Raw genomic sequence first — 24,484 nt, 5'->3', positions numbered from 1 at the left:
TCTGGCTCAGAATTTGCCCTCATGCGTATACATTGACTGTCGAGTTTATCTTTCAGGATCTACTCCTTCCGCCTCAGGCTGCGCTCCCCCCCTGAAGCACACGACTGTCAGAGTGATAACGGAATGAATCACACCATGAGGATTATGGATGTTTTCCTTCTGGCTTTGTGGGGTGAAGACTTTACTGTCAAATCCACTGCAGATTGTTCTTACTGAAATCCACTGCGTACCGGCCAGGTTTCACCCAGTACATTGCAGATCATGTTTAATGCTATCTACACAGCGATGATGGGTTTCATAAGACCCGGTGAGTCATTTAATACTTAGTGAGAAAAATAAATGTCAGTAACTGATTTACTCACGGAGGAATGGATATCATATGCTGATGAGCAACTACCAGAGAGCCCTGCTCCCAATAATGCACTACTCCCTTAAGGAGTAAAACATCTCCTTAAAATAATATAAAAACCAACATTTTCATCTAAACATAATTTGACCTGTGGCGCAAACTGCTACAACATGCAGCATGTAAACATTCAACGATGCTGGCATTAATGACAGCCAACTGCAGGTTTGTTTATCACTCTTGCGCATCAATTATTCGTTGTGCACAGAACATATATCCGAAGCTATTAGTAGTACTTATATTATCATCCTTGATGCTTGCGGCTCTGCATTGCGCTATATCGATGGTTACTATATCACCCGTCGAGCGATTTAATGTCAGATTCAGGGTTGAATAATGTGAGTACAGGTGTACGAAACCCGCAGGAGATTACAGACTGACGGGCTTTTGCATAACCCCCTGCGATCGCTGTCACATTGTTTACAATATTATTACCACCCGGGCAAGGAGCCGGCTAATGAACAACATACAGATACGACAAGGTTTACTGTCATCCCTTATCCTGCTGTGCAGTCACAACAGTATTGCGCAAGTCGATATCCCTATATCAGGTGACGGCAATGGCCGCTGGTCGGTAAGTGCCGAATTCAAGAGAACTGAGCTTTGTTGCTCCTTTTACGCAGGCGATCCCATCTTTTTACTAGAATCAAACAGTGTCATTCTTCCGGAAGGTGTGACCGGTCGCATAAATGTGACCGTGACCGGTGAAACGTCCTCCCCCCCCCCAGAACTATCGGTGCACCTTCGACGGTTTGGGCGTGGATCTGACTGAAAATTTTCACGAGATCCCGCTCACCGGATGCCGCGTACCCGATAATAATAATCCTAGTGTTGGAAATTACGAATTCACAACGAATGCCACGGCGACGTTAACTGCGAAACTGACGAATATCGCCTCGACTCAGAAATCCATTAAAATTAAAGATATCAGTATCATGCATCTGGACAAGAATCATCATCATGATGATAGATTTCTTTTAAACGGGGAGATAACCTTACCCCCCGCCAGCCGCTGCTCGATTTCTGCGCCAGCCACGTTAACTCTGCCTGACGTCGGAGCCAGCTCGCTGGGTTCAGCGCCCCCGGGCAATGGAGCCGGTGCCTCTGTCGCCGTTCCCGTCACGCTGGAGTGCCCCCCTGCATCCACAGCAACCCTCACGCTGAACACGCCGAAAGCTGACAATGGCTGCATAGGGACGGACTTGCCCGGTTATGCCATCTGCGTTGATGACGTTGATCTCAGCACCGGCGGCGCAAAGCTCGGGGGGATACAGAATGGGGTGAAGGAACTGTGGCTGCGTGGCGGAAGAGGGAGCGGGAAAGTCACCCCCGGGGTTGGGACGGGCACCCTAACGGTCACGGCCACACCACCGTAACTGCTTATGACCGGTCTGACTACGGTAACAAGCGGCACATCGCTCGTGATAAGGCGGTTATCGTCGCCTTTTCGCTGGAAGGTGACTGCTACCCCTGCAACTGGCCCCTGTGCAGAAAGTTACTATCTGAGTAGGGGTACCTGAATAATTTGACTCATTTACCCTGCCGCCCATTTGCTCAAAATCCCATTCTTGCCCCCCCAGCTTTCTCCCCATCTTGCGTACACCCTTCAGGTTTTACGGGTGTCAGTTTCAGGCCGGCTACGTTACACTAACCGCAACCGGAAAATGGCGACTAAAAAACACAACTCACGCCATTAACCCCTTTTAATTTCAATGGACTAAGTAAAAACAGCGCATGAACGATACCCCTAAACTCACCGCCCATACCCCGATGATGCAGCAGTATCTGCGCCTGAAAGCGGACCACCCTGAGATCCTGCTGTTTTACCGCATGGGGGACTTTTACGAGCTGTTCTATGATGACGCGAAACGTGCCTCGCAGCTGCTGGAGATCTCGCTGACCAAACGCGGTGCCTCGGCCGGTGAGCCGATCCCGATGGCGGGGGTGCCCTATCATGCGGTTGAGAACTATCTGGCCAAGCTGGTGCAGCTGGGGGAGTCGGTGGCGATCTGCGAGCAGATTGGCGATCCGGCGCTGAGCAAAGGGCCGGTTGAGCGTAAAGTGGTGCGCATCGTGACCCCCGGCACCATCAGCGACGAGGCGCTGCTTAACGAGCGCCAGGACAACCTGCTGGCCGCCATCTGGCAGAGCCCGCGCGGCTTTGGTTTCGCCACGCTGGATATCAGCTCCGGCCGCTTCCGCCTGGCCGAGCCGGCCGACCTGGAAACCATGGCCGCCGAGCTGCAGCGCACCAACCCGGCCGAGCTGCTCTATCCGGAAGAGTTTGGCGCCATGTCGCTGATTGAGAACCGCCGCGGGCTGCGCCGCCGCCCACAGTGGGAGTACGAGCTGGATACCGCCCGCCAGCAGCTGAACCTGCAGTTTGCCACCCGCGACCTGAGCGGCTTTGGCGTTGAGCAGGCGCACCACGCGCTGCGCGCGGCGGGCTGCCTGCTGCAGTATGTGAAGGATACCCAGCGCACCTCGCTGCCGCACATCCGTTCGCTGACCATGGAGCGCCAGCAGGACGGCATCATTATGGACGCCGCCACCCGCCGTAACCTGGAAATCACCCAGAACCTCGCCGGCGGCGTGGAGAACACCCTGGCCGCGGTGCTGGATAAAACCGTCACGCCGATGGGCAGCCGCATGCTCAAGCGCTGGCTGCACCTGCCGCTGCGTAACGCCGCCACGATTACCCGCCGCCAGCAGAGCATCAGCGCGCTGCAGAGCTTCAGCGAGGAGCTGTCGCCGCTGCTGCGTCAGGTTGGCGATCTGGAGCGTATCCTGGCGCGCCTGGCGCTGCGCACCGCGCGTCCACGCGATCTGGCGCGCATGCGCCACGCCTTCCAGCAGCTGCCGCAGCTGAACCTGCTGCTGGCCGACGAGCAGACCGAACACCTGCAGACGCTGCGCGATAAAATGGGCGACTTTGCCGAGCTGCGCAGCCTGCTGGAGCAGGCGGTGATCGAGACCCCGCCGGTACTGGTGCGCGACGGCGGGGTGATCGCCCCCGGCTATAACGCCGAGCTGGACGAGTGGCGGGCGCTGGCCGACGGTGCCACCGACTACCTTGACCGGCTGGAGATCCGCGAGCGCGAAAAGCTCGGGCTGGATACGCTGAAGGTCGGCTTTAACGCCATCCACGGCTACTACATTCAGGTCAGCCGCGGCCAGAGCCACCAGGTGCCGATCCACTACGTGCGCCGCCAGACGCTGAAAAACGCCGAACGCTACATTATTCCCGAGCTGAAAGAGTACGAAGACAAGGTTCTGACCTCGAAAGGCAAGGCGCTGTCGCTGGAGAAGGCGCTGTACGAACAGCTGCTGGACCTGCTGCTGCCGCATCTGGAAGCACTGCAGGAGAGCGCCGCCGCGCTGGCCGAACTGGACGTGCTGAGCAACCTGGCCGAGCGTGCCTGGGCGCTGAACTACAGCTGCCCGACGCTGAGCGACGCGCCGGGCATTAAGATTACCGGCGGCCGTCACCCGGTGGTCGAGCAGGTGCTGAAAGAGCCGTTTATCGCCAACCCGCTGTCGCTGTCGCCGCAGCGCCGTATGCTGGTGGTCACCGGGCCGAATATGGGCGGTAAAAGTACCTATATGCGCCAGGCGGCGCTGATCGTGCTGATGGCCTGTATCGGCAGCTTTGTGCCGGCGGAGCAGGCGACGATCGGCCCGGTGGATCGCATCTTCACCCGCGTCGGGGCCGCCGACGACCTCGCCTCCGGCCGCTCAACCTTTATGGTGGAGATGACCGAAACCGCCAATATCCTGCACAACGCCACCGAGCAGAGCCTGGTGCTGATGGATGAGATTGGCCGCGGCACCTCCACCTACGACGGCCTGTCGCTGGCCTGGGCCTGCGCCGAAAGCCTGGCCAACCGCATTAAGGCGATGACGCTGTTTGCCACCCACTACTTTGAGCTGACCACCCTGCCGGACCAGATCGAGGGCGTGGCCAACGTGCATCTCGACGCCGTGGAGCACGGCGACACCATCGCCTTTATGCACAGCGTGCAGGACGGTGCGGCCAGCAAGAGTTACGGTCTGGCCGTGGCGGCGCTGGCCGGGGTGCCAAAAGAGGTGATCAAACGGGCGCGGCACAAGCTTAAAGAGCTGGAGGCGCTCTCCGGTGCCGCCGCCGCCAGTAAAGCGGACGGCTCGCAGCTGCCGCTGCTGGTGGAAGAGACCTCGCCGGCGGTGGAAGCGCTGGAAGCGCTGGATGCCGATTCACTGTCGCCGCGCCAGGCGCTGGAGTGGATCTACCGGCTGAAAGCGCTGGTGTAGCGCGCTATACATAGCATCCTGCAGGCTGTTTCAGGGCGGCGAACGAATCAATCTCCAGTCACAGAGAAAACGCTGTGACTGGGATGCATAAGAGCAGCCAGTGCAGAAGCATTGCCTGAAGGATGGGTGTATGAACAGGCAATAAAAAAAGCGATGACCGGGGTCATCGCTTTTTTTGGCATTACCTTAGACTGATGCAGCGTTACTCGCGAAACAGGGCTTCAATACTCAGCCCCTGTGCCTGCAGGATTTCACGCAGGCGACGCAGGCCTTCAACCTGAATCTGACGAACACGTTCACGGGTCAAACCGATTTCACGACCCACATCCTCCAGCGTTGCCGCTTCATAGCCTAACAGGCCGAAACGACGCGCCAGTACTTCGCGCTGCTTGGCGTTCAGTTCGAACAGCCATTTGACGATGCTTTGCTTCATATCATCGTCCTGCGTGGTGTCTTCCGGGCCGTTGTCTTTCTCATCGGCCAGGATGTCCAGCAGCGCTTTTTCAGAATCCCCACCTAACGGCGTATCAACTGAGGTAATGCGCTCATTGAGGCGCAGCATGCGGCTGACGTCATCAACGGGCTTGTCCAGCTGTTGCGCAATCTCTTCCGCGCTTGGCTCATGATCGAGCTTGTGTGACAGTTCACGTGCGGTACGCAGGTAAACGTTCAGCTCTTTCACGATATGGATCGGCAGGCGAATGGTACGGGTTTGATTCATAATCGCCCGTTCAATCGTCTGACGGATCCACCAGGTGGCATAGGTGGAGAAGCGGAACCCTCTTTCGGGGTCAAACTTCTCTACCGCGCGGATCAGGCCGAGGTTACCTTCTTCAATCAGGTCCAGCAGGGCCAGACCACGATTGCTGTAACGACGGGCAATCTTCACCACCAGGCGCAGGTTGCTTTCAATCATGCGGCGACGTGAAGGTACGTCCCCCCGCAGGGCACGGCGAGCGAAGAAGACTTCTTCTTCAGCCGTTAATAGTGGAGAGTAACCAATCTCTCCCAGATAAAGCTGTGTCGCATCCAGAACGCGTTGCGTTGCACCCTGTGACAACAACTCTTCTTCAGCTAAATCGCTATCACCAGGTTCGTTTCCGACAAGAGCCTTCTCATCAAAAATCTCAGCTCCGTTTTCGTCGAATTCCGCGTCTTCATTTAGATCGTTAACTTTCAGCGTATTCTGGCTCATAAGCGGCTCCTACCCGTGATCCAAGGGCAGAACTGCAAGGTTCTGCCGGACTATCGCTGCGGCAAGTAGCGCAGCGGGTTTACGGATTTCCCCTTGTAACGAATTTCAAAGTGCAGCCTCACCGAACTGGTTCCGGTACTGCCCATGGTGGCGATCTTCTGGCCCGCTTTCACTTCTTGTTGTTCGCGAACCAGCATCGTGTCGTTATGGGCATAGGCACTCAGATAATCATCATTATGTTTGATGATAATCAGATTACCGTAACCGCGCAGGGCATTACCGGCATAAACCACACGACCTGAGGCGGTGGAGACGACGGCCTGACCACGCGACCCCGCGATGTCGATACCTTTGTTGCCTCCTTCGGAAGCAGAGAAGTTATCGATAATCTTACCGTCGGTCGGCCAACGCCAGCTGCCCACCGGGGTGGAGCTGTCCGTTGTACTGCTGACGGTTGGGGCGGTAACCGGTGCTGTTGTCGTTGCAACAGTTGTACCGGACGAAGGCAGCATTTTGCCCCCGCTTGACGTATCTGAATCCTCAGAATACGTAATTACGGGTTGGCGCGCAACAGGTTGCTGAGCGATTTGTGAGCTGACCGGTGGCGGCGTTACCCCACCGGCTTTCGCATCGGCAGTGGTGATCGCGTTACCGCCGGTGATCGGCGTACCTGAGCCGTTAGCCACCTGTAACTGCTGGCCAACGTTGAGCCCGTAAGGCGCGGCGACGTTATTGCGCTGTGCCAGATCGCGGAAATCGTTGCCGGTAATCCACGCAATATAGAACAGAGTATCGCCACGTTTAACGGTATAGGTGTCGCCGCCGTAGCTACCTTTCGGAATATTCCCATACTGGCGATTGTACACAATGCGACCGTTTTCGGTCACCACGTTCTGGGCCGGGGCTGAACTGGCCATGCCGCCGGACGAAGAGGACGACATTGAAGGTGGACGCGCGGGAATAAAACCACCGCCACCGCCGCCACCGCTGTTCGCGCTGCTGATATTGCCACCCGGACTCCCGCCGAGCATGCGGCCGGAATCATTACCGCCAACGGAGCTGATGGGGGCCTGCGTATTGTCGCTGGAACAGCCCGCCAGCCAAAATCCTACCACTGTCACCGCTGCAATACGGCGTAACTTAAATCCTGGGCTTCCCGTGCTCATCTATCCCCCATTACGGCAATACTTCTTTTAATGTGTAAACCGCGACACCATCCGGGCCACCGCCCTGATGCGCAAAGTTATCAGATACTAGCAACATCATTCGGAAGCTGCCATGAAACAGTTGTATAGAAATGTCCTGGAACTCAGGCGAGATCACCCTGCACCAGCGGCACAAAACGCACCGCTTCGATGGTTTCAACCTTAAACTCGCCGCCGTGGCGACGAATGCGCTGCAGCACCTGCTGATCTTCACCAACCGGCAGCACCATAATGCCGCCTTCATCCAGCTGGTTGAGCAGCGCCTTAGGTATCTCCGGCGGGGCGGCGGTGACGATGATGGCATCAAAGGGCCCGCGCGACGGCCAGCCCAGCCAGCCGTCGCCGTGGCGGGTGGAGACGTTATGCAGGTCGAGCTGCTTCAGGCGGCGCTTGGCCTGCCACTGCAGCCCTTTAATTCGCTCCACCGAACAGACGTGTTCGACCAGGTGGGCCAGAATCGCGGTCTGGTAGCCGGAACCGGTGCCGATCTCCAGCACCCGCGAAGCCGGGTTCAGCTCCAGCAGCGAGGTCATGCGCGCCACCATATAGGGCTGGGAGATGGTCTGGCCGGAACCGATCGGCAGCGCCATATTCTCCCACGCCTTATGTTCGAAGGCTTCGTCGACAAAGCGCTCGCGCGGCACCTCTTCGATGGCCTTTAACAGCAGCTCATCGTTAAAGCCCTGCTGGCGCAGCAGCAGCAACAGCGACTCGGTGCGGCCACTTACCATTCAGTACCCACCTCCACGTTGCTCAGCCACGCAGCCACCACCTCCTGCGCCGCGTGGGCGGTCAGGTCAACGTGCAGCGCGGTCACCGAGACATAGCCTTCATCCACGGCGGCAAAGTCGGTGCCCGGGCCGGCATCCAGCTTATCGCCCGGCGGGCCAATCCAGTACAGCGTGTGGCCGCGCGGGTCCTCCAGCGGGATCGCCCGATCGCTCGGGTGGCGGCTGCCGCAGCGGGTGACGCGGATGCCTTTAATCTGATCCAGCGGCAGGTCCGGCACGTTGATATTGAGGATACGCCCGGTGCGCAGCGGTTCGCGCTGCAGGCCGCGCAGGATCGAACAGGTGACGGCAGCCGCCGTTTCATAGTGCTCAAAGCCGTTCAGCGACACCGCCAGCGCCGGCAGCCCGAGGTGACGCCCCTCCATCGCCGCCGCCACCGTACCGGAGTAAATCACGTCATCGCCGAGGTTGGGCCCGGCGTTGATGCCGGAGACCACGATATCCGGCCGCGGCCGCATCAGCGTATTCACCCCAAGATAGACGCAGTCGGTCGGCGTACCGGCCAGCACCGCCACGTCGCCGTTGGCGTGGGTGAAGGTGCGCAGCGGCGTCTCCAGCGTCAGCGAGTTGGAGGCCCCGCTGCGGTTGCGATCGGGAGCAACAACCTGTACCTCAGCAAATTCGCGCAGCGCCTTTGCCAGCACCTGTATACCCGGCGCGTGGATACCGTCATCGTTACTCAGCAATATGCGCATTAAACACCTAACCTGTTGATTTAAAGATAGCCAAACCGTCGGCGCAGGGGTGCTTGCCCGGCAGGGAAACGCAGAGCGCTTATCTGATGGACACCTGCCGAGGGCGGGTTGATTGCTGCATTTTAGCTGGATGACGCGCCGGGCGGTAGGTGTAAGTTTCTGGTTTTAAACCCGACGCAGGCTGACTGCGCGTTCGCTGCGCAGCTTTGGCGGCCGCGGTCATGTTTCCGCTCACACTCTGCCGGTGGCGGCGCGCAGCTTCACCAGGCCATTTTCGCGACAGGTTTCATTTCTGGTAGTTGTTTTTCTGCGCCCCTGCTCACAAAATAGCTGACAATATTCTCCAGCAGGCCTATGCGATGGCGCTTTTCCGCAATCCCTTTTTTAAAAGCAGTGACCAGGCTACCGAACAGGCTTATGAAGATGGCGTTATCGCGCTGTCGCAGGGCAACTGGTACGAGGCTCACCCTTTGCTGAGCCGGGCGGCCGCGGGCGGCCATATCTCCGCCTATTACAATCTGGCGCTGATCTACGCCGCCGGGCATATCACCCCTTACGATATCGATATCGCTGCCGACTGCTATTACAAGGCGGCGATGGGCGGCCATCCGCAGGCTAACGAGCTGCTGTTTATGCTGGAGGCGGCGGACCGCGCCGGGCTTGGCACCATCCACCTGGCGGAGTTTACCCTGCGCAGCCAGGATGCCGACGGCCTGCCGTTTATGACCCTGCTGGCCGGCTGCCGCTTTTATGCCGCAGTCTGTAAGGCATCCGGGGCGACCAGCCAGGTGATCGAGTATGAACTGGAGGCCGCCAGCAACAGCACGCCGCAGTACGTACGCGATTTTGTCACCCGTACCGGCATCCCATACTCCATTTACGGTGGCGGGCTGGAGCGGGTGAAGGAGGGCACCGCCGCCGATCAGATTATCGACGGGCTGAATCAGCTCTACTACAGCATGGTTAAAGCCGGCTTCCCCGATGAGAAGTGCCTGATGGCGCGCTGCACCATCGTCGGCTATCTGGTCTCGAAATCGATGTACGGCCACCGGGCGCAGCCGTTGCTGGGGGTAGACCGGTTTTTCGGTGAAGCGCCGCAGGCGGGCATCAACGGCAGGTCCGTCCGATGACGGATCAGATGAAAGATCGTCTGCACCTCGACGGCCAGACGTTTTTGCTGCGCTGCGAGCCGCTGAACAGTTATATCCGGACGCACAGCATAAAGGTGACGCGCGATCTTAACGATACCGTCAGCTGCTGCTGGCGCGGTTACACCGCCGACTGGCAGATCGCCGAGGACAGGCTGTGGCTCACCGGGCTGCGCGCCGTCATAAAAGATAACGATATTTTGCCGCGGTTTAACTTCCAAACCGGTTTCCCGGTGCTGGCCGACTGGGTCAGCGATGAGGTGGTGTTTTACCAGCGCGATGAGCTGTTTGCCATCAGCTGTACGGTGATTAACGGTACGCTGATAAAGAACCGGTGAACTCAGCCGTTGAGCCAGGCTGAAAGCCCTGCTCCCGGCCAGCAGATGTCACCGCCGACGTGGCCCAGGCGATATCCCTCTCACCACGAGTGAATGACGGGCAGTAAAAAGGCCTGCATTTTCATGCAGGCCTGATAAACGCATCACCGCGTTGCGCAGAAAGCGGGATTATTCATCCGCCCCGTTAGCATCATCCCCGACCCGCAGCAGCTCGCGCACCACGCTGGTGGCGAAGCTGCCGGCCGGCAGCCAGAAGTTCAGCGCCAGCGTGTGGTCGTCCTGCCACGTCCAGCGCAGGTCGCGCGGCACCACCAGCATGGCGCGGCGGGCGGCGTCGACCTTCTCACGGGTCAGCAGCGCGATAAGCGGCTCCTGACCGGCCAGGCTCTGCTGCTCGCACGCCAGCGCGTCATGCAGCGGGCCGGGTTCACCGCTGCCCGGCAGCGGTGCGGTAATTCGCAGCTCACCGGCGTTAACGCGCTGCTGTAAGCTTTCCAGCTCGGCGGCGTCGGCGACAAACCAGCTGCCGCGCCCGGTCAGCTGTAGCGCGTCGCCCGGCAATACCTGGGTTAAGCCGCCCTGCTGTGCCAGACGGTCGCTGACCACCTGATTAAACATCGCGCTGCGCGCGGCGGAGAGCAGGAAGCTGCGCTTGTTGCGCTCGCGCACCTGGATCTCATTTGCCGCCCAGCGCTGCGCCATCAGCAGGTTGCTGCCGCCGTGGCCGAAGCGCTGGCTGCCGAAGTAGTTCGGCACGCCGCCGGCGGCGATCTGCTGCAGCCGCCGTTCGGCGGCGTCACGGTCGTCAATGTCGCGCAGCACCAGGGTGAAAGCGTTGCCCTGCAGCGCGCCGGTGCGCAGCTTGCGGCGGTGGCGCGCGCTCTCCAGCACCTCAACCCCCTCCAGCACGAAGTCGCGCATGTCCGGCGTGGTTTTACCCGGCAGGCGCAGACAGAACCACTGCTCGGTTACCGCGTGGCGGTCCTTCATACCGGCAAAGCTGACGTCGCGCGGGTGAATTTTGACAAACTTCGCCAGCGCCTCGGCCACAAAGCGGGTGTTGCAGCCGGTTTTACGGATGCGCACCAGCAGCTGCTCGCCGTCGCCGTCCGGCGCGTAGCCGAGATCTTCCACCACCACAAAATCCTGCGGGCTGGCCTTGAGCACGCCGCTGGCCTGCGGCTGACCATACAGGTAGCCCTGCTTCGCGAGATCCATTATTCGGCCTTCAGCAGCAGCGCCACGGCTTCACAGGCGATGCCCTCACCGCGGCCGGTGAAGCCCAGCTTCTCGGTGGTGGTCGCCTTGACGTTGACCTGATCCATATGGACGCCGAGATCTTCCGCGATATTGATGCGCATCTGCGGCGAGTGCGGCAGCATCTTTGGTGCCTGGGCGATAATCGTCACGTCGACGTTGCCGACGCGGTAGCCTTTGGCGGCAATCTGGCGCATTGCCTCACGCAGCAGCACGCGGCTGTCCGCGCCTTTGTAGGCGTCATCGGTGTCCGGGAACAGCTTGCCGATGTCGCCCAGCGCCGCCGCGCCGAGCAGCGCGTCGGTCAGCGCATGCAGCGCCACGTCACCGTCCGAGTGGGCCAGCAGCCCTTTCTCGTAAGGGATACGCACGCCGCCGATAATCAGCGGGCCTGGGCCGCCAAAAGCATGTACGTCAAAACCGTGTCCAATACGCATTAGCGCTCCTGTTGGTCAAATTGGGTCAGATAGAAGGCGGCCAGCGCGAGATCTTCCGGTCGCGTGACCTTGAGGTTGTCGCTGCGGCCGCTGACGAGTTCGGGACGATAGCCGCAGTACTCGAGCGCGGAGGCCTCATCGGTGATGGTAGCCCCCTCGCTTAGCGCGCGCTGCAGGCAGTTGCGCAGCAGCGCCAGCGGGAACAGCTGCGGGGTCAGCGCGTGCCACAGCGCCTCACGCTCGACGGTGTGATCGATGCTGCCGTCCGCCATGGAACGCTTCATGGTGTCACGCACCGGGGCCGCCAGAATGCCGCCGGTCTGGCTGGTGGTGGTCAGCGCCAGCAGGCGGCTTAAATCGTCCAGGTGCAGGCACGGCCGCGCGGCATCGTGCACCAGCACCCAGTCAGCCCCTGCCGCCGCCTGCAGGCCGCAAAGCACCGAATCGGCGCGCTGGCCACCGCCGGTGACCACGCTGATGCGCGAGTCGCGGGCGGCCGGCAGCGCGGCAAACCAGCGGTCGTCAGGGCTGATGGCGACAATCACCCGGCTGACCGCCGGGTGCGCCAGCAGCGCCGCCAGGCTGTGCTCCAGAATGGTTTTGCCCGCGATGGTGAGATACTGTTTCGGACGCTCGGACTGCATACGGCTGCCGATACCCGCAGCGGGGACCACGGCAATCACCTGCGGAAAAGAGGCTGGGTTCATCGTTATAGTTACTGGTTAGCTGCTCGGCCCTGCTGCGCGGTTCGTTTACTTTGGTCCGGCACCAGGCGATAGAATACCTCACCGGGTTTAATCATCCCCAGCTCGTTGCGTGCGCGCTCCTCAATCGCCTCCGAACCGCCGTTAAGATCGTCGATTTCGGCAAACAGCTGATCGTTGCGTGCTTTTAGCTTGGCGTTACCGGCCTGTTGCACAGCAACATCACCGTTAACCCGCGTATAGTCGTGTATGCCGTTCTTGCCCAGCCAGAGCGAATATTGCAGCCAGCCAAGAAGTGCAAGTAACAGCAGCGTAAGTTTTCCCATCCCGCCCCCTGAAAAACGGCTCAATCATCCCATAACTTGCGGCACGACTCCACTGTGCCAGCGAAATAGCCGCGCTTTCGCGCCGCAGGCGATAAAACTGCGTTAAAAAACAGCAAAACGGCGTGAATTACCCCGCCACGCGGGTAAAATTTTGTAACGCAGCGATGCACTCTCACACGGAGTGCAGGTAAAATTTAATCGCGCAGCACCGTGCGCTCACACGCAGGGCAGGCCGCTACCAGCCGGTCAGCAGGCTGAACAGCAGCCAGAACAGGCCAAATACCGCCAGCACCGTCACCAGTATGGACCAGAACAGGTGGCCGCGCAGCAGGGTGCAGGCCGCCATACCGGTAAATACCGAAACCGGCAGCAGCGCGAGGAAGAACGGCCAGGTGTAGAGGAACAGAAACAGCGTGTTAGCGCCGTAGAACAGGAAGGGAACGGCCAGCGCCAGCCACCAGGACGCAAATCCGGCCACGCCGCCGGGGAATAACCCGGAGGTCTCCTGACGTTCGTGTTGTTCTTTACCTGCCAGCATGGGGGTGACGTTATTCATAGCTTTCCCGTTAACGACCATCGGGGAGCGGCCGGTGCCGCCCCCCGCCCGGCTGCCCCTGAAAGCGGCGCAGGCCAGAAATGTCTTAGGGTTTGATAATATCGCGCTGGCGCAGCAGATCTAACAGTTGAACGGTTAAAGTTGTTACCAATTGTTCGCCATCCAGATGAATTTCCGGTCGTTCAGGCGCTTCATACACCGCATCGATGCCGGTGAAGTTACGCAGCTCACCGGCGCGCGCCTTCTTGTACAGCCCCTTGGGATCGCGCGCTTCACAGGTCGCCAGCGGCGTGTCGACAAACACCTCGACAAAGCGCCCTTCGTCCAGCAGGTCACGCACCATCTGCCGTTCGGCGCGGTGCGGTGAGATGAAGGCGGTCAGCACCACCAGCCCGGCGTCAGCCATCAGCTTCGCCACCTCACCCACCCGGCGGATATTCTCTTTACGATCGTCATCGCTGAAGCCGAGGTCCCGGCACAGGCCGTGGCGCACGTTGTCACCGTCGAGCAGATAGGTGCTGACGCCGGCACGGTGCAGCGCCTGTTCCAGCGCCCCGGCCACCGTCGATTTACCCGATCCGGAAAGCCCGGTAAACCACAGCACCGCGCCCTGATGGCCGCGCTGCTGTTCCCGCTCCGCACGCGTTACCGCGTGCGAATGCCACACCACGTTGTCGTCGTGTTCGGCCATTACTGACCGCCCAGCAGATCGCGTGCGTTCCAGTGCGGGAAGTGACGACGTACCAGCGCGTTCAGCTCCAGCTCAAAGGCGCTGTAGTTGCCCGCGGCCTGTGCCGTTTCCGCCAGCGGCTGGCGCACCATGCCGGCACCGACGGTGACGTTGCTCAGACGGTCGATCAGGATCAAACCGCCGGTGACCGGGTTCTGCTGATACGGATCCAGCACCACCGGTTCGTCAAAGATCAGATCGACCAGGCCAATGCCGTTCAGCGGCAGTGTGTCCGCCGCGTGCTGCGCGAGGCTGTTAATCTCCACCTGATGCTGAATTTTTTCCACCCGCGCGCGGGTTTTCTTGCCGGCGATCTTAACGTCGAAGCTCTGGCCCGGCGTCAGCGCCTGTTCCGCCATCCACACCACGTCCACCGACGCGCCGCGCACCGCCTGCAGGTCGGCATCGGCGGCCACCAGCAGGTCGCCACGGCTGATGTCGATCTCATCTTTCAGTACCAGGGTAATGGCTTCACCGGCGTGCGCCTGCTGCAGGTCGCCGTCAAAGGTGACGATGCGCGCCACGGAAGATTCGACGCCGGAAGGCAGCACCTTAACGCGCTGGCCGACCTCAATCACCCCGGAGGCCAGCGTACCGGCGTAACCGCGGAAGTCGAGGTTCGGGCGATTGACGTACTGCACCGGGAAGCGCACCGGCTGCTGCTGCGCCTCACGCTGCACCTCAACGGTCTCCAGCACGTCGAGCAGGGTCGGGCCGCTGTACCAGTTCATCGCCGTGCCCGGTGCCGCCACGTTCTCCCCTTCCAGCGCCGACAGCGGCACAAAGCGGATATCAAGGTCGGCAGGCAGCTGGCCGGCGAAGTCCAGATACTCCTGCTTAATCTGCTCAAAACGTTCCTGGCTGTAGTCAACCAGATCCATTTTGTTCACCGCCACCACCAGGTGTCTGATCCCCAGCAGCGTGGAGATAAAGCTGTGGCGACGGGTCTGATCCAGTACGCCTTTACGCGCGTCGATCAGCAGGATCGCCAGGTCACAGGTTGAGGCACCGGTGGCCATATTACGCGTGTACTGCTCGTGGCCGGGGGTGTCGGCAATGATGAACTTGCGCTTCTCGGTAGAGAAGTAGCGGTAGGCCACGTCAATGGTGATGCCCTGCTCGCGTTCGGCCTGCAGGCCGTCGACCAGCAGCGCCAGGTCAAGCTTCTCGCCCTGGGTGCCGTGGCGCTTGCTGTCGTTATGCAGCGTGGAGAGCTGGTCTTCATAGATCTGCCGCGTATCGTGCAGCAGGCGGCCAATCAGCGTGCTTTTGCCGTCATCGACGCTGCCGCAGGTGAGAAACCGCAGCAGGCTCTTATGCTGCTGCGCGTGCAGCCAGGCTTCCACGCCGCCCTGGTCAGCGATCTGTTGTGCAATAATGGTGTTCATGACGGCTCCTTAGAAATAACCCTGGCGTTTCTTCAGCTCCATGGAGCCGGCCTGATCGCGGTCAATCATCCGCCCCTGGCGTTCGCTGGTGGTGGAAACCAGCATCTCTTCAATGATCTCCGGCAGCGTGCCGGCTTCCGACTCAACGGCACCGGTCAGCGGCCAGCAGCCGAGGGTACGGAAACGCACCTTACGCTGTTCGATCTTCTCGCCCGGCTGCAGGTCGATGCGATCGTCATCGATCATCATCAGCATGCCGTCACGCTCCAGCACCGGACGCTCGGCGGCCAGGTACAGCGGAACAATCTCGATATTTTCCAGGAAGATATACTGCCAGATATCCAGCTCGGTCCAGTTGGAGAGCGGGAACACGCGGATGCTTTCGCCTTTGTTGATCTGGCCGTTGTAGTTGTGCCACAGCTCCGGGCGCTGGTTTTTCGGGTCCCAGCGGTGGAAGCGGTCGCGGAACGAGTAGATACGCTCTTTGGCGCGCGACTTCTCTTCGTCACGGCGGGCACCGCCGAAGGCGGCGTCAAAGCCGTACTTGTCCAGCGCCTGCTTCAGACCTTCGGTTTTCATGATGTCGGTGTGCTTGGCGCTGCCGTGGACGAACGGGTTAATGCCCATCGCCACCCCTTCCGGGTTACGGTGGATCAGCAGCTCGGCACCGATGTTCTTCACCGTGCGGTCGCGGAATTCGTACATCTCGCGGAATTTCCAGCCGGTATCAACGTGCAGCAGCGGGAACGGCAGCGTGCCCGGATAAAAGGCCTTGCGCGCCAGGTGCAGCATCACCGATGAGTCTTTCCCGATCGAGTACATCATCACCGGGTTGGAGAACTCTGCCGCCACTTCGCGGATAATATGGATGCTCTCCGCCTCCAGTTGACGCAGATGAGTCAGTCGTTTTTGATCCATAACACCTTTTTCCTCAAGCCAAATTCACAACGGCGGACTCACGCCCGGCCTGCTGTGCAGAATGTTGATACCACGCCAGCTGCTGATGCAGCTTCACCACTTCGCCAATCACCAGCAGCGACGGAGTGGGAGCCTCAGCGGCAAGCGTTTCCAGCTGTTCCAGGGTGCCGGTCAGCACCTGCTGATCCTGGCGGGTGCCGCGACCGATCACCGCCACCGGGGTATGCGGATCGCGGCCGTGGGCAATCAGTTCGCGGGAGATATCCCCGGCTTTGGCGCTGCCCATATAGATCGCCAGCGTCTGGCGGGCGCGGGCCAGCGACGGCCAGTCGGTGCCGGCACCGTCGGCGCGGCACTGGCCGGTAATAAACAGCACGCTCTGCGCGTAGTCGCGGTGGGTCAGCGGGATGCCGGCGTAAGCGGTCGCCCCGGCGGCGGCGGTCACGCCCGGCACCACCTGGAACGGAATGCCGGCCGCCTTCGCCGCCTGCAGCTCTTCGCCGCCGCGGCCAAAGATAAAGGGATCGCCGCCCTTCAGGCGCACCACGCGCTTGCCCTCCAGGGCCAGCTTCACCAGCAGGGCATTGGTCTGCTCCTGCGACAGCACGTGTTCGCTGGCGCGCTTGCCCACGCAGATGCGGTCGGCGTCGCGGCGCACCAGGTCCAGCACTTCCGGGCTGACCAGATGGTCATACAGCACCACGTCGGCCAGCTGCATCACCTGCAGCCCGCGCAGGGTCAGCAGCCCGCTGTCGCCCGGCCCGGCACCGACGAGGATAATCTCGCCCTGCCGGGCTTCCGGTTCGCTGAGCTGCTGGTCGAGGGTCGCTTTCGCACCGCTAATGTTGCCGGAGCCGACCTGGCTGGCAAACAGGCCGTTAAAGGCCTTCTCCCAGAAGCGGCGGCGGTCGGACATTTTGCTGAAGCGGTCTTTGACTTTTTCCCGCCACTGACCGGCGATTTCCGCCATCTGCCCGAGGTTAGCGGGCAGCAGCGTTTCAATCTTCTCACGCAGCAGCCGCGCCAGCACCGGCGCGGTACCGCTGGAGGAGATCGCCACCACCAGCGGGGAGCGATCGACGATAGACGGGAAGATAAAGGAGCATTTCGGCTGGTCATCGACCACGTTGGCCAGCAGGTAGCGATCGGTGGCATCCTGGAATACCTGGCCGTTCAGCTCGCCGTCGTCGGTGGCGGCAATCACCAGAAACACCCGGTCCAGCTGGCTTGCCTGGTAATCCGTTGCCAGCCATGCGATCTGCTGGTCAGCGTGCAGTTCAGCCAGCTCCTCGCACAGCTCGCGGGAGACCACCTGCACGCGCGCGCCGGCGCGACGCAGCAGCTCGATTTTGCGCGCGGCCACGTCGCCGCCACCCACCACCAGCACCGGTTTGTCTCTGATCTGAGCAAAGAGGGGAAGATATTCCACGAGGACCTTATCAATAATCACATAACGTTAACGGGACTATACGTTCCCACATTAAGTCTTATGAAATTACTATTTGGAATGAGTAGTTACCGAATGGAATAACGACCTGGTAAAGCAGCGAACAAAATGTGCTTAACGGATGATATTTCGGGCCTTTCGCCGCAAATGAAATTTTGCAACCGTCCTCACACTTTCATACCGTGGTGACCAAATATTTTGCCTCGTTCGTCACGGGATGACGACTCAGGAATTCCGCTGCTCTCACGACTTCGTGACGGCCTGTTGGTGATGCCGACCGGCCTGGGCCAGCCCGCCAGCCCGGCGGCCTGGCGGCCACTCTGCCGCGGGTGGTGCGCCGGCACTTCCCGCCGCCCTGCACAACCGGGCGCAACGTGATAACCTGAGCGGCATCGATCGCTCACCCGGGCACATCCCCCGCCGCCCCCATGACTGCGTGACGGCGCTGCTGTTGCGGGTCCGCGAACTGACTACCCCCTGATAACGGAGTTCTGCATGTATATTGTGTTCCTGACCTACACCCGCCCGATGGAAGACGTGGAAGCGCTGCTGGAGCCGCACATTGAGTGGATTAACCGCTACTTTAAAGCCGGCGCCTTTATCAGCGCCGGGCGTAAAGATCCGCGCGATGGCGGCATGGTGATGGTGAAGGAGATGGACAGGAAACAGCTGGATCAGATCCTGGCGGAAGATCCGTTCCAGGCGGTGGCGCGCTACGACGTTACCAAAGTGAATATCACCCGCTCGGCGGATAAATTCAGCGGCCTGACCGGGATTTAATCGCAGGCCAGATAACGTTCGGTAATCCCCACCCACAGCGCCGCGCCGGGCAGGATATTGGCATCGTTAAAGTCGTAGTGGCCGTTGTGCACCGGTACGCCGTTGGCCCCCTCGGTGCCGTTACCGATGTTGATATAGCACCCGTTAGGGTGCTGCTCCAGCATCCAGGCAAAATCCTCGCTGGCCATCACCTGCACCCCGTCGTGGCATTTCGCTGCGCCAAACAGCTCAGTCCCTACCTGGCGGGCAAAGTCGGTCGCCTCCGCAGCGTTGATCAGCACCGGGCTGCCGGCGATGTGGCGCAGCTGCGCCGTGGCGCCATATGCCTGCGCGGTCGCGGTGGCAATCGTCTCAATCCTTTCCAGCACCTGCTGGCGCGCGGCCTTATCCAGCGTACGCACGGTCAGCTTCAGGCAGCCGCTGCCGGGGATCACGTTCGCGGTATCGCCCGCCTGCAGGCTGCCGATGGTGACCACCGCCGGGGCGAAGGGATCGACGTTGCGTGCGACGATCGACTGCAGCGCCAGCACGATATGCGCGCATACCAGCACCGTGTCGGTGGCCTTATGCGGAAATGCCCCGTGGCCGCCCACTCCGTTAACATCAATCTCAATCGTATCGCCGGAGGCCATGGTAACGCCCTGGCGGAAGTAAAACTCCCCGGCGGCCAGCCCCGGCAGGTTATGCATGGCAAACAGCATATCGCAGGGGTAGTTGTCGAACAGCCCCTCGTCAATCATCCGGCTGCCGCCGCACAACAGCTCTTCGGCAGGCTGGAAAATCAGGTTCAGCGTGCCGTTGAAGTTGCGCGTCGTCGCCAGATAGCGCGCCGCGCACAGCAGCATGGTGGTGTGGCCGTCATGGCCGCACATGTGCGACACGCCGGGATGCAGGCTGCTCCACGGCAGGCCGCTCTCCTCGACAATCGGCAGCGCATCCATTTCGGCGCGAATGCCGAGTACCCTGCTGCTTTTGCCCATTTTAAGAGTGGCGACCAGCCCGGTGCTGGCGATATCGCGCTGCACCTGATAACCCCACTCTTGCAGCCGCTCCGCCACCAGCTTGCTGGTGCGGTGTTCGTTAAAGCCGGTTTCCGGGTGTTGGTGGATAGCGTGGCGGACGCGGGTGAACTCGGCTTCCAGCGCGCCAACGCCTTGCAGAATGTGGTCAAACATGAAGTCCTTCTCCCTGCTGGTGGCCCCCGCGGAGGGGGAGAGATGGCCGGCCCGGCGTGCTGAGCCCGCCGACAATTCCTCCTAATCTAAGCCAGCCAGCGGCTGCGGGACATTCGTAAAAATACGATAAAAAAAAACGCCCCTGGCAAACCAGGGGCGGCTTCATGGTACAACGGGCAGAGCAGCGGTTACTCGTGCAGACCGCACTCGCGTTTCAGGCCAAAGAAGCGCGTCTCTTCTTCTGCCATGCCCGGCTCCCATTTACGGGTGGTGTGGGTGTCGCCCACCGACAGGTAGCCCTGCTCCCGCAGCGGGTGATAGCCGAGGCCGTGCTGCTGCAGGTACTGATAGACCTGACGGTTGTCCCAGTCGATGATCGGCAACAGCTTGAACACGCCCTTCTTAATCGCCAGCACCGGCAGATGCGCCCGACTGCCGGACTGATCGCGTCGCAGGCCGGCAAACCAGGTCTGCGCGTTCAGCGTCTGCAGCGCGCGGTTCATCGGCTCGACCTTGTTGATCTGGTTATAGCGCTCAATGCCCTCAACGCCCTGCTCCCACAGCTTGCCGTAGCGCGCTTCCTGCCACGCCGCGCTCTGTGCGGCGCGGAACACCTGCAGGTTGAGATCCAGCTTCTCCGTCAGCTCATCAATGAACTGGTAGGTTTCCGGGAACAGATAGCCGGTATCGGTCAGGATCACCGGGATTCCCGGCTTCTGCCGGTTAACCAGGTGCAGGCTCACCGCCGCCTGAATGCCGAAGCTGGAGGTGAGCACCGCCTCACCGGGCAGGTTCTCCAGCCCCCAGATCACGCGATCCTCAGCGGAGAGCTTATCCAGCCGGTTGTTAATTTCGGCGAGCGCCATCACCTGCTCAACCTTCGGTAGTGCCTTCAGTGCGTTGAGATCGAGAACTGCCATATCACGCCTCTTTGACTTCCCAGAAATCCCGTGCCGGGTCGAGTACCGGAGCGATAATGCCGCTACGGATGGTGAAATCACCGAAGCCTTCATCGGCTTCGCGCTCGTTTGCCCAGCGACCAATCAGTTCATCAAGGGTAGCAAGGATCTGCTCTTCGTTGATGTTTTCGCGGTACATGCGCGGAATGCGCGTGCCCATGCGGTTGCCGCCCAGATGCAGGTTGTAACGCCCCGGGGCCTTGCCCACCAGGCCTACTTCAGCCAGCAGCGCACGTCCGCAGCCGTTCGGGCAGCCGGTCACGCGCAGCACGATGTGCTCATCGCCGACGCCGTGGCCGTTCATGATCCCCTCAACGCGGGTGACGAACTCCGGCAGGAAGCGTTCGGCTTCGGCCATCGCCAGCGGGCAGGTCGGGAAGGCCACGCAGGCCATCGAGTTTTCACGCTGATGGCTGACGCTCTCCATCAGGCTGTGGGCGACCGCGATCTGCTCAATACGATCTTTTTCAGCTTCCGGTACGCCGGCGACGATAATGTTCTGGTTGGCGGTCAGGCGGAAATCGCCCTGGTGCACGCGGGCGATCTCGGCGATGCCGCTCTTCAGCGGACGGCCCGGATAGTCCATCAGGCGGCCGTTTTCCACGAACAGCGTCAGGTGCCACTTGTTGTCGATGCCCTTCACCCAGCCGAAGCGGTCGCCGCGGGTGGTGAACGCATACGGGCGCGTCGCCTCAAGGGTAATGCCGGCGCGGCGCTCAACTTCCGCCTTAAAGACCTCCGGACCCACGCGCTCCAGGGTGTATTTGGTTTTGGCGTTTTTACGATCGGTACGGTTGCCCCAGTCGCGCTGGACGGTGACTACCGCCGCCGCCACGTCGAGCACCTTCTCCACCGGCAGATAGCCCAGTTCGGTGGCGGTGCGCGCGTAGGTAGCCTTGTTACCGTGGTCGATAGACAGTCCGCCACCCACCAGCAGGTTAAAGCCGATCAGTTTGCCGTTCTCAGCAATCGCCACAAAGTTCAGGTCGTTGGCGTGCAGGTCGACGTCATTGTGCGGCGGCACCACCACGGTGGTTTTGAACTTACGCGGCAGATAGGTTTCACCGAGGATCGGCTCAACGTCGGTGGTCGCCACCTTCTCCTGATCCAGCCACACTTCCGCATAGGCGCGGGTCTGCGGCAGCAGGTGCTCAGAGAGCTTTTTCGCCCATTCGTAGGCTTCCTGATGCAGTTCAGACTCCACCGGGTTGGAGCTGCACAGCACGTTACGGTTAACGTCGTTGGCGGTGGCCAGCGCGTCCAGCCCGACTTCGTGCAGCATCTGATGCGCCGGCTTCACGTTGCCCTTCAGGATGCCGTGGAACTGGAAGGTCTGACGGTTGGTCAGGCGCACGCTGCCGTAAATGGTGTTATCGGTGGCGAACTTCTCAATCGCCAGCCACTGGGTCGGGGTGATGATGCCGCCCGGCAGGCGGCAGCGCAGCATCATCGCGTGACGCGCGTCCAGCTTCTGCTCCACGCGCTCGGCGCGGATGTCGCGGTCATCCTGCTGGTACATACCGTGGAACCGGATCAGCAGGAAGTTATCGCCGTTAAAACCGCCGGTCAGGCCGTCGTTTAAGTCCTCGGCAATGCCGCCGCGCAGATAGTTGCTCTGTTTTTTCAGGCGCTCGGCGTCAACCAGCTTGCCTTCGACCACCAGCGGGCCCGGGTATTTGATATCGCTCATTAGTACACATCTCGCTGATAGCGGCGCTCAACGCGCAGCTCGCTTAAGAATTCATCTGCCGATTCGGTGTCCATCGCACCGTATTCGGCCACCACGTCCAGTAACGCCTGCTCAACGTCTTTCGCCATGCGGTTAGCATCGCCACACACGTAAATGTGCGCGCCCTCCTGCAGCCAGCGCCACACTTCGGCCCCTCTGGCGCGGATCTTATCCTGCACGTAAACCTTGTGTTTCTGGTCACGCGACCAGGCCAGATCGATATTGGTCAGCAGGCCGTCTTTGACATAACGCTGCCACTCCACCTGATAGAGGAAATCCTCGGTGAAGTGCGGATTGCCGAAGAACAGCCAGTTCCTGCCGGCCGCGCCTTCGGCGTCGCGCTGCTGCATAAAGGAACGGAACGGCGCGATGCCGGTGCCCGGACCAATCATAATCACCGGCGTTTCCGGGTTGGCCGGCAGGCGGAAGTTGTCGTTGTGCTCGATAAACACGCGGATTTCAGCGTCCTCTTCCAGCCGGTCGGCGAGGAAGCTGGAGGCACCGCCGGCGCGCGCACGGCCTTCAATCTCGTAGCGTACCGCGCCAACGGTAATGTGCACCTCGGTCTCGTTCTCGGCCTGTGAAGAGGCGATCGAGTAAAGGCGCGGGGTCAGCGGACGCAGCAGGCCGGTCAGCTGTTCGGCGTTCAGTTCGGTCGGCGCATAGCGCACCATATCGACTATCGGTGTGGTCTGCGCATAGTGCTGCTGCTGCGCTTTCTCCGCGGTCTGCGCCAGCAGCACCTCGTTACGCGACAGCTTTGCGTACTGCTCGACAATCTGCGGCGTGTTCACCGTCAGCTCATAGTGTTTCTGCAGCGCTTCGGCCAGCGGCAGCGTCTGGCCATGCACCCCGACCGGCTCGTCGCCCTTCAGCCACAGCAGGCCGAGCAGCTCCTGCACCAGCTGTGGATCGTTCTCAAACCACACGCCCAGCGCATCGCCGGGCTGATAGCGCAGACCGGAATCGCCGAGGTCGATTTCAATATGGCGCACGTCTTTATCGGAGTCCCGGCCGGTGATCTTCTGATTAACCGCTAAGCTGGCGGTCAGCGGTGCCTCTTTGCTGTACGGGCTGCTGTGGATTTCGTTAACGCTGCCGCTGGTGGCGACAGCCAGCTGTGCCGCGCCGGCGTCCGGCACCCGCGCCTTGAGAATATCGGTCAGCTGTTTGCGCCAGGCTTCTGCCTGCGCCGCATAGTCGACGTCCGCATCCACGCGATCGGCCAGCCGCTCTGCGCCCAGCTCCGCCAGTTTGCTGTCGAAATCTTTCCCTGCCTGGCAGAAGAACTCGTAGGAGGTATCGCCAAGGCCGAACACCGCAAAGGCGTTACCGTCAAGCTTCGGCGCTTTCTTCGACATCAGGAACTTATGTAACGCCACCGCTTCTTCCGGCGCTTCCCCTTCTCCCTGGGTGGAGGTCACCACCACCAGCAGTTTCTCCTGGGCGATCTGCTTGAACTTGTAGTCACCGGCGTTCACCAGGTTAACGTTCAGCTTCACCGCCAGCAGATCGTCACGCAGCTGTTCCGCCAGGCGACGGGCGTTGCCGGTCTGCGAGGCGGAGAGGATGGTCACGGCGGGGATTTCAGCGGCCGCCGGTGCCGGCGCGATCGCCGCACCAGGGGCCTGATTGACCATGCCCCAGAAATACCCGGACAGCCAGGCCAGCTGGGTTGGAGAATAATCACCGGTGGCGGCCTGCAGGCGGGCAAGCTGCTCCGGGTTTAACGGAAGCATGTTGGATGTCATTGCGTCGAAAATTCCACAGTCGAAGGTCTATAGGGGACAGGTTAAGGCCTGGTATAATAACCCTTAAATAAAGGTTGGAAATAATTAATAACCAAAATGACTAAGTGGTTTTTCGGGTAAGCGATAACACCAAAACAGGTTGATTAACCCTATATTTTTCATAAGCTTAAAATCTGCATTTTCCGTTTACACTTTCACTTATTGGCATCCGCCGCTAAACGGGTGCGAAAAAAGCCGTTTTCCGGTATCCTGCCGCGGT

General features: G+C 60.5%; 22 protein-coding genes. 5 read left to right on the top strand and 17 right to left on the bottom strand.

The features are described from left to right. Positions 1-1,164 precede the first annotated feature (1,164 nt). A complete protein-coding gene (locus tag GKQ23_RS05940; protein ID WP_212410025.1) occupies positions 1,165-1,782 on the top strand; it encodes a hypothetical protein in 618 nt (205 codons plus the stop codon). 358 nt (positions 1,783-2,140) lie between these two features. Continuing rightward, entirely contained in the window at positions 2,141-4,696 is a 2,556-nt protein-coding gene (gene mutS / locus GKQ23_RS05935; protein ID WP_212410024.1) for a DNA mismatch repair protein MutS, read from the top strand. Between the two features lie 202 nt (positions 4,697-4,898). On the opposite strand, the gene rpoS is transcribed toward mutS, so the two are convergent. The 4 genes from rpoS to surE form a co-directional block, all read right to left on the bottom strand. Then, entirely contained in the window at positions 4,899-5,891 is a 993-nt protein-coding gene (gene rpoS / locus GKQ23_RS05930; protein ID WP_056232169.1) for an RNA polymerase sigma factor RpoS, read from the bottom strand. 50 nt (positions 5,892-5,941) lie between these two features. Beyond that, complete coding sequence (gene nlpD, locus GKQ23_RS05925) at positions 5,942-7,057, bottom strand: murein hydrolase activator NlpD (RefSeq protein ID WP_056232167.1); 1,116 nt, start codon at positions 7,055-7,057, stop codon at positions 5,942-5,944. Between the two features lie 143 nt (positions 7,058-7,200). Next, the gene (locus GKQ23_RS05920; protein ID WP_056232165.1) at positions 7,201-7,827 is read right to left on the bottom strand and encodes a protein-L-isoaspartate(D-aspartate) O-methyltransferase; all 627 of its coding nucleotides are present in this window, start codon (positions 7,825-7,827) and stop codon (positions 7,201-7,203) included. Beyond that, a complete protein-coding gene (surE, locus tag GKQ23_RS05915) occupies positions 7,821-8,582 on the bottom strand; it encodes a 5'/3'-nucleotidase SurE (protein WP_056232162.1) in 762 nt (253 codons plus the stop codon). The genes GKQ23_RS05920 and surE overlap by 7 nt, the downstream gene beginning before the upstream one ends. Before the next feature lie 359 nt (positions 8,583-8,941). Between surE and GKQ23_RS05910 the strand changes: the two genes are divergently transcribed. Both GKQ23_RS05910 and GKQ23_RS05905 read left to right on the top strand, forming a co-directional pair. Further along, positions 8,942-9,712, top strand: a complete 771-nt coding sequence (locus GKQ23_RS05910; protein WP_056232158.1) for a sel1 repeat family protein — start codon at positions 8,942-8,944, stop codon at positions 9,710-9,712. An 8-nt stretch (positions 9,713-9,720) separates the two neighbouring features. After that, positions 9,721-10,068, top strand: coding sequence for a hypothetical protein (locus GKQ23_RS05905; protein WP_212410023.1), 348 nt, complete (start codon positions 9,721-9,723; stop codon positions 10,066-10,068). 168 nt (positions 10,069-10,236) lie between these two features. Here GKQ23_RS05905 and truD read toward each other — a convergent pair whose 3' ends face one another. The 9 genes from truD to cysG all read right to left on the bottom strand — a co-directional run bounded on the left by truD (position 10,237) and on the right by cysG (position 17,813). Continuing rightward, complete coding sequence (gene truD / locus GKQ23_RS05900) at positions 10,237-11,286, bottom strand: tRNA pseudouridine(13) synthase TruD (RefSeq protein WP_212410022.1); 1,050 nt, start codon at positions 11,284-11,286, stop codon at positions 10,237-10,239. Next, the gene (gene ispF, locus GKQ23_RS05895) at positions 11,286-11,762 is read right to left on the bottom strand and encodes a 2-C-methyl-D-erythritol 2,4-cyclodiphosphate synthase (RefSeq protein WP_056232149.1); all 477 of its coding nucleotides are present in this window, start codon (positions 11,760-11,762) and stop codon (positions 11,286-11,288) included. Before ispF ends, truD begins: the two co-directional genes overlap by 1 nt. Then, a complete protein-coding gene (gene ispD, locus GKQ23_RS05890) occupies positions 11,762-12,469 on the bottom strand; it encodes a 2-C-methyl-D-erythritol 4-phosphate cytidylyltransferase (RefSeq protein WP_212410021.1) in 708 nt (235 codons plus the stop codon). Before ispD ends, ispF begins: the two co-directional genes overlap by 1 nt. An 8-nt stretch (positions 12,470-12,477) precedes the next feature. Beyond that, a complete protein-coding gene (gene ftsB / locus GKQ23_RS05885) occupies positions 12,478-12,792 on the bottom strand; it encodes a cell division protein FtsB (RefSeq protein ID WP_212410020.1) in 315 nt (104 codons plus the stop codon). A gap of 235 nt (positions 12,793-13,027) precedes the next feature. Further along, the gene (locus GKQ23_RS05880) at positions 13,028-13,348 is read right to left on the bottom strand and encodes a DUF3561 family protein (RefSeq protein WP_056232366.1); all 321 of its coding nucleotides are present in this window, start codon (positions 13,346-13,348) and stop codon (positions 13,028-13,030) included. 85 nt (positions 13,349-13,433) lie between these two features. Further along, entirely contained in the window at positions 13,434-14,039 is a 606-nt protein-coding gene (gene cysC / locus GKQ23_RS05875) for an adenylyl-sulfate kinase (RefSeq protein WP_056232141.1), read from the bottom strand. Further along, a complete protein-coding gene (gene cysN / locus GKQ23_RS05870) occupies positions 14,039-15,466 on the bottom strand; it encodes a sulfate adenylyltransferase subunit CysN (RefSeq protein WP_212410019.1) in 1,428 nt (475 codons plus the stop codon). The genes cysC and cysN overlap by 1 nt, the downstream gene beginning before the upstream one ends. Before the next feature lie 9 nt (positions 15,467-15,475). Beyond that, entirely contained in the window at positions 15,476-16,384 is a 909-nt protein-coding gene (gene cysD / locus GKQ23_RS05865; protein WP_056232136.1) for a sulfate adenylyltransferase subunit CysD, read from the bottom strand. 13 nt (positions 16,385-16,397) lie between these two features. Beyond that, entirely contained in the window at positions 16,398-17,813 is a 1,416-nt protein-coding gene (gene cysG / locus GKQ23_RS05860; RefSeq protein WP_212410018.1) for a siroheme synthase CysG, read from the bottom strand. 513 nt (positions 17,814-18,326) lie between these two features. Here cysG and GKQ23_RS05855 point away from each other — a divergent pair. Then, positions 18,327-18,611 (top strand): YciI family protein, encoded by a 285-nt coding sequence (locus GKQ23_RS05855; protein ID WP_212410017.1) that lies wholly within the window; start codon positions 18,327-18,329, stop codon positions 18,609-18,611. Here the strand turns inward: GKQ23_RS05855 and GKQ23_RS05850 are convergent. The 4 genes from GKQ23_RS05850 to cysJ all read right to left on the bottom strand — a co-directional run bounded on the left by GKQ23_RS05850 (position 18,608) and on the right by cysJ (position 24,225). Then, a complete protein-coding gene (locus GKQ23_RS05850; protein ID WP_212410016.1) occupies positions 18,608-19,786 on the bottom strand; it encodes a M20 aminoacylase family protein in 1,179 nt (392 codons plus the stop codon). The genes GKQ23_RS05855 and GKQ23_RS05850 overlap by 4 nt on opposite strands. 188 nt (positions 19,787-19,974) lie before the next feature. Beyond that, positions 19,975-20,706, bottom strand: coding sequence for a phosphoadenylyl-sulfate reductase (locus GKQ23_RS05845; protein WP_101505298.1), 732 nt, complete (start codon positions 20,704-20,706; stop codon positions 19,975-19,977). Position 20,707: 1 nt separating this feature from the next. Beyond that, the gene (gene cysI, locus GKQ23_RS05840; protein ID WP_212410015.1) at positions 20,708-22,435 is read right to left on the bottom strand and encodes an assimilatory sulfite reductase (NADPH) hemoprotein subunit; all 1,728 of its coding nucleotides are present in this window, start codon (positions 22,433-22,435) and stop codon (positions 20,708-20,710) included. Continuing rightward, entirely contained in the window at positions 22,435-24,225 is a 1,791-nt protein-coding gene (gene cysJ, locus GKQ23_RS05835; protein WP_101505299.1) for an NADPH-dependent assimilatory sulfite reductase flavoprotein subunit, read from the bottom strand. The genes cysI and cysJ overlap by 1 nt, the downstream gene beginning before the upstream one ends. Between the last annotated feature and the right edge of the window lie 259 nt (positions 24,226-24,484).

Source organism: Erwinia sp. E602 (assembly GCF_018141005.1).
GTDB lineage: Bacteria > Pseudomonadota > Gammaproteobacteria > Enterobacterales > Enterobacteriaceae > Erwinia.
The sequence above is the reverse complement of the archived record's forward strand: the minus strand, read 5'-3'. Positions and strand labels throughout refer to the sequence as shown.

Bases quoted from the DNA above. Each gene is read 5' to 3' on its own strand.
- mutS (WP_212410024.1), top strand. From the start codon at position 2,141: ATGAACGATACCCCTAAACTCACCGCCCATACCCCGATGATGCAGCAG.
- rpoS (WP_056232169.1), bottom strand. From the start codon at position 5,891: ATGAGCCAGAATACGCTGAAAGTTAACGATCTAAATGAAGACGCGGAA.
- nlpD (WP_056232167.1), bottom strand. From the start codon at position 7,057: ATGAGCACGGGAAGCCCAGGATTTAAGTTACGCCGTATTGCAGCGGTG.
- GKQ23_RS05920 (WP_056232165.1), bottom strand. From the start codon at position 7,827: ATGGTAAGTGGCCGCACCGAGTCGCTGTTGCTGCTGCTGCGCCAGCAG.
- surE (WP_056232162.1), bottom strand. From the start codon at position 8,582: ATGCGCATATTGCTGAGTAACGATGACGGTATCCACGCGCCGGGTATA.
- GKQ23_RS05910 (WP_056232158.1), top strand. From the start codon at position 8,942: ATGGCGCTTTTCCGCAATCCCTTTTTTAAAAGCAGTGACCAGGCTACC.
- GKQ23_RS05905 (WP_212410023.1), top strand. From the start codon at position 9,721: ATGAAAGATCGTCTGCACCTCGACGGCCAGACGTTTTTGCTGCGCTGC.
- truD (WP_212410022.1), bottom strand. From the start codon at position 11,286: ATGGATCTCGCGAAGCAGGGCTACCTGTATGGTCAGCCGCAGGCCAGC.
- ispF (WP_056232149.1), bottom strand. From the start codon at position 11,762: ATGCGTATTGGACACGGTTTTGACGTACATGCTTTTGGCGGCCCAGGC.
- ispD (WP_212410021.1), bottom strand. From the start codon at position 12,469: ATGAACCCAGCCTCTTTTCCGCAGGTGATTGCCGTGGTCCCCGCTGCG.
- ftsB (WP_212410020.1), bottom strand. From the start codon at position 12,792: ATGGGAAAACTTACGCTGCTGTTACTTGCACTTCTTGGCTGGCTGCAA.
- GKQ23_RS05880 (WP_056232366.1), bottom strand. From the start codon at position 13,348: ATGAATAACGTCACCCCCATGCTGGCAGGTAAAGAACAACACGAACGT.
- cysC (WP_056232141.1), bottom strand. From the start codon at position 14,039: ATGGCCGAACACGACGACAACGTGGTGTGGCATTCGCACGCGGTAACG.
- cysN (WP_212410019.1), bottom strand. From the start codon at position 15,466: ATGAACACCATTATTGCACAACAGATCGCTGACCAGGGCGGCGTGGAA.
- cysD (WP_056232136.1), bottom strand. From the start codon at position 16,384: ATGGATCAAAAACGACTGACTCATCTGCGTCAACTGGAGGCGGAGAGC.
- GKQ23_RS05855 (WP_212410017.1), top strand. From the start codon at position 18,327: ATGTATATTGTGTTCCTGACCTACACCCGCCCGATGGAAGACGTGGAA.
- GKQ23_RS05850 (WP_212410016.1), bottom strand. From the start codon at position 19,786: ATGTTTGACCACATTCTGCAAGGCGTTGGCGCGCTGGAAGCCGAGTTC.
- GKQ23_RS05845 (WP_101505298.1), bottom strand. From the start codon at position 20,706: ATGGCAGTTCTCGATCTCAACGCACTGAAGGCACTACCGAAGGTTGAG.
- cysI (WP_212410015.1), bottom strand. From the start codon at position 22,435: ATGAGCGATATCAAATACCCGGGCCCGCTGGTGGTCGAAGGCAAGCTG.
- cysJ (WP_101505299.1), bottom strand. From the start codon at position 24,225: ATGACATCCAACATGCTTCCGTTAAACCCGGAGCAGCTTGCCCGCCTG.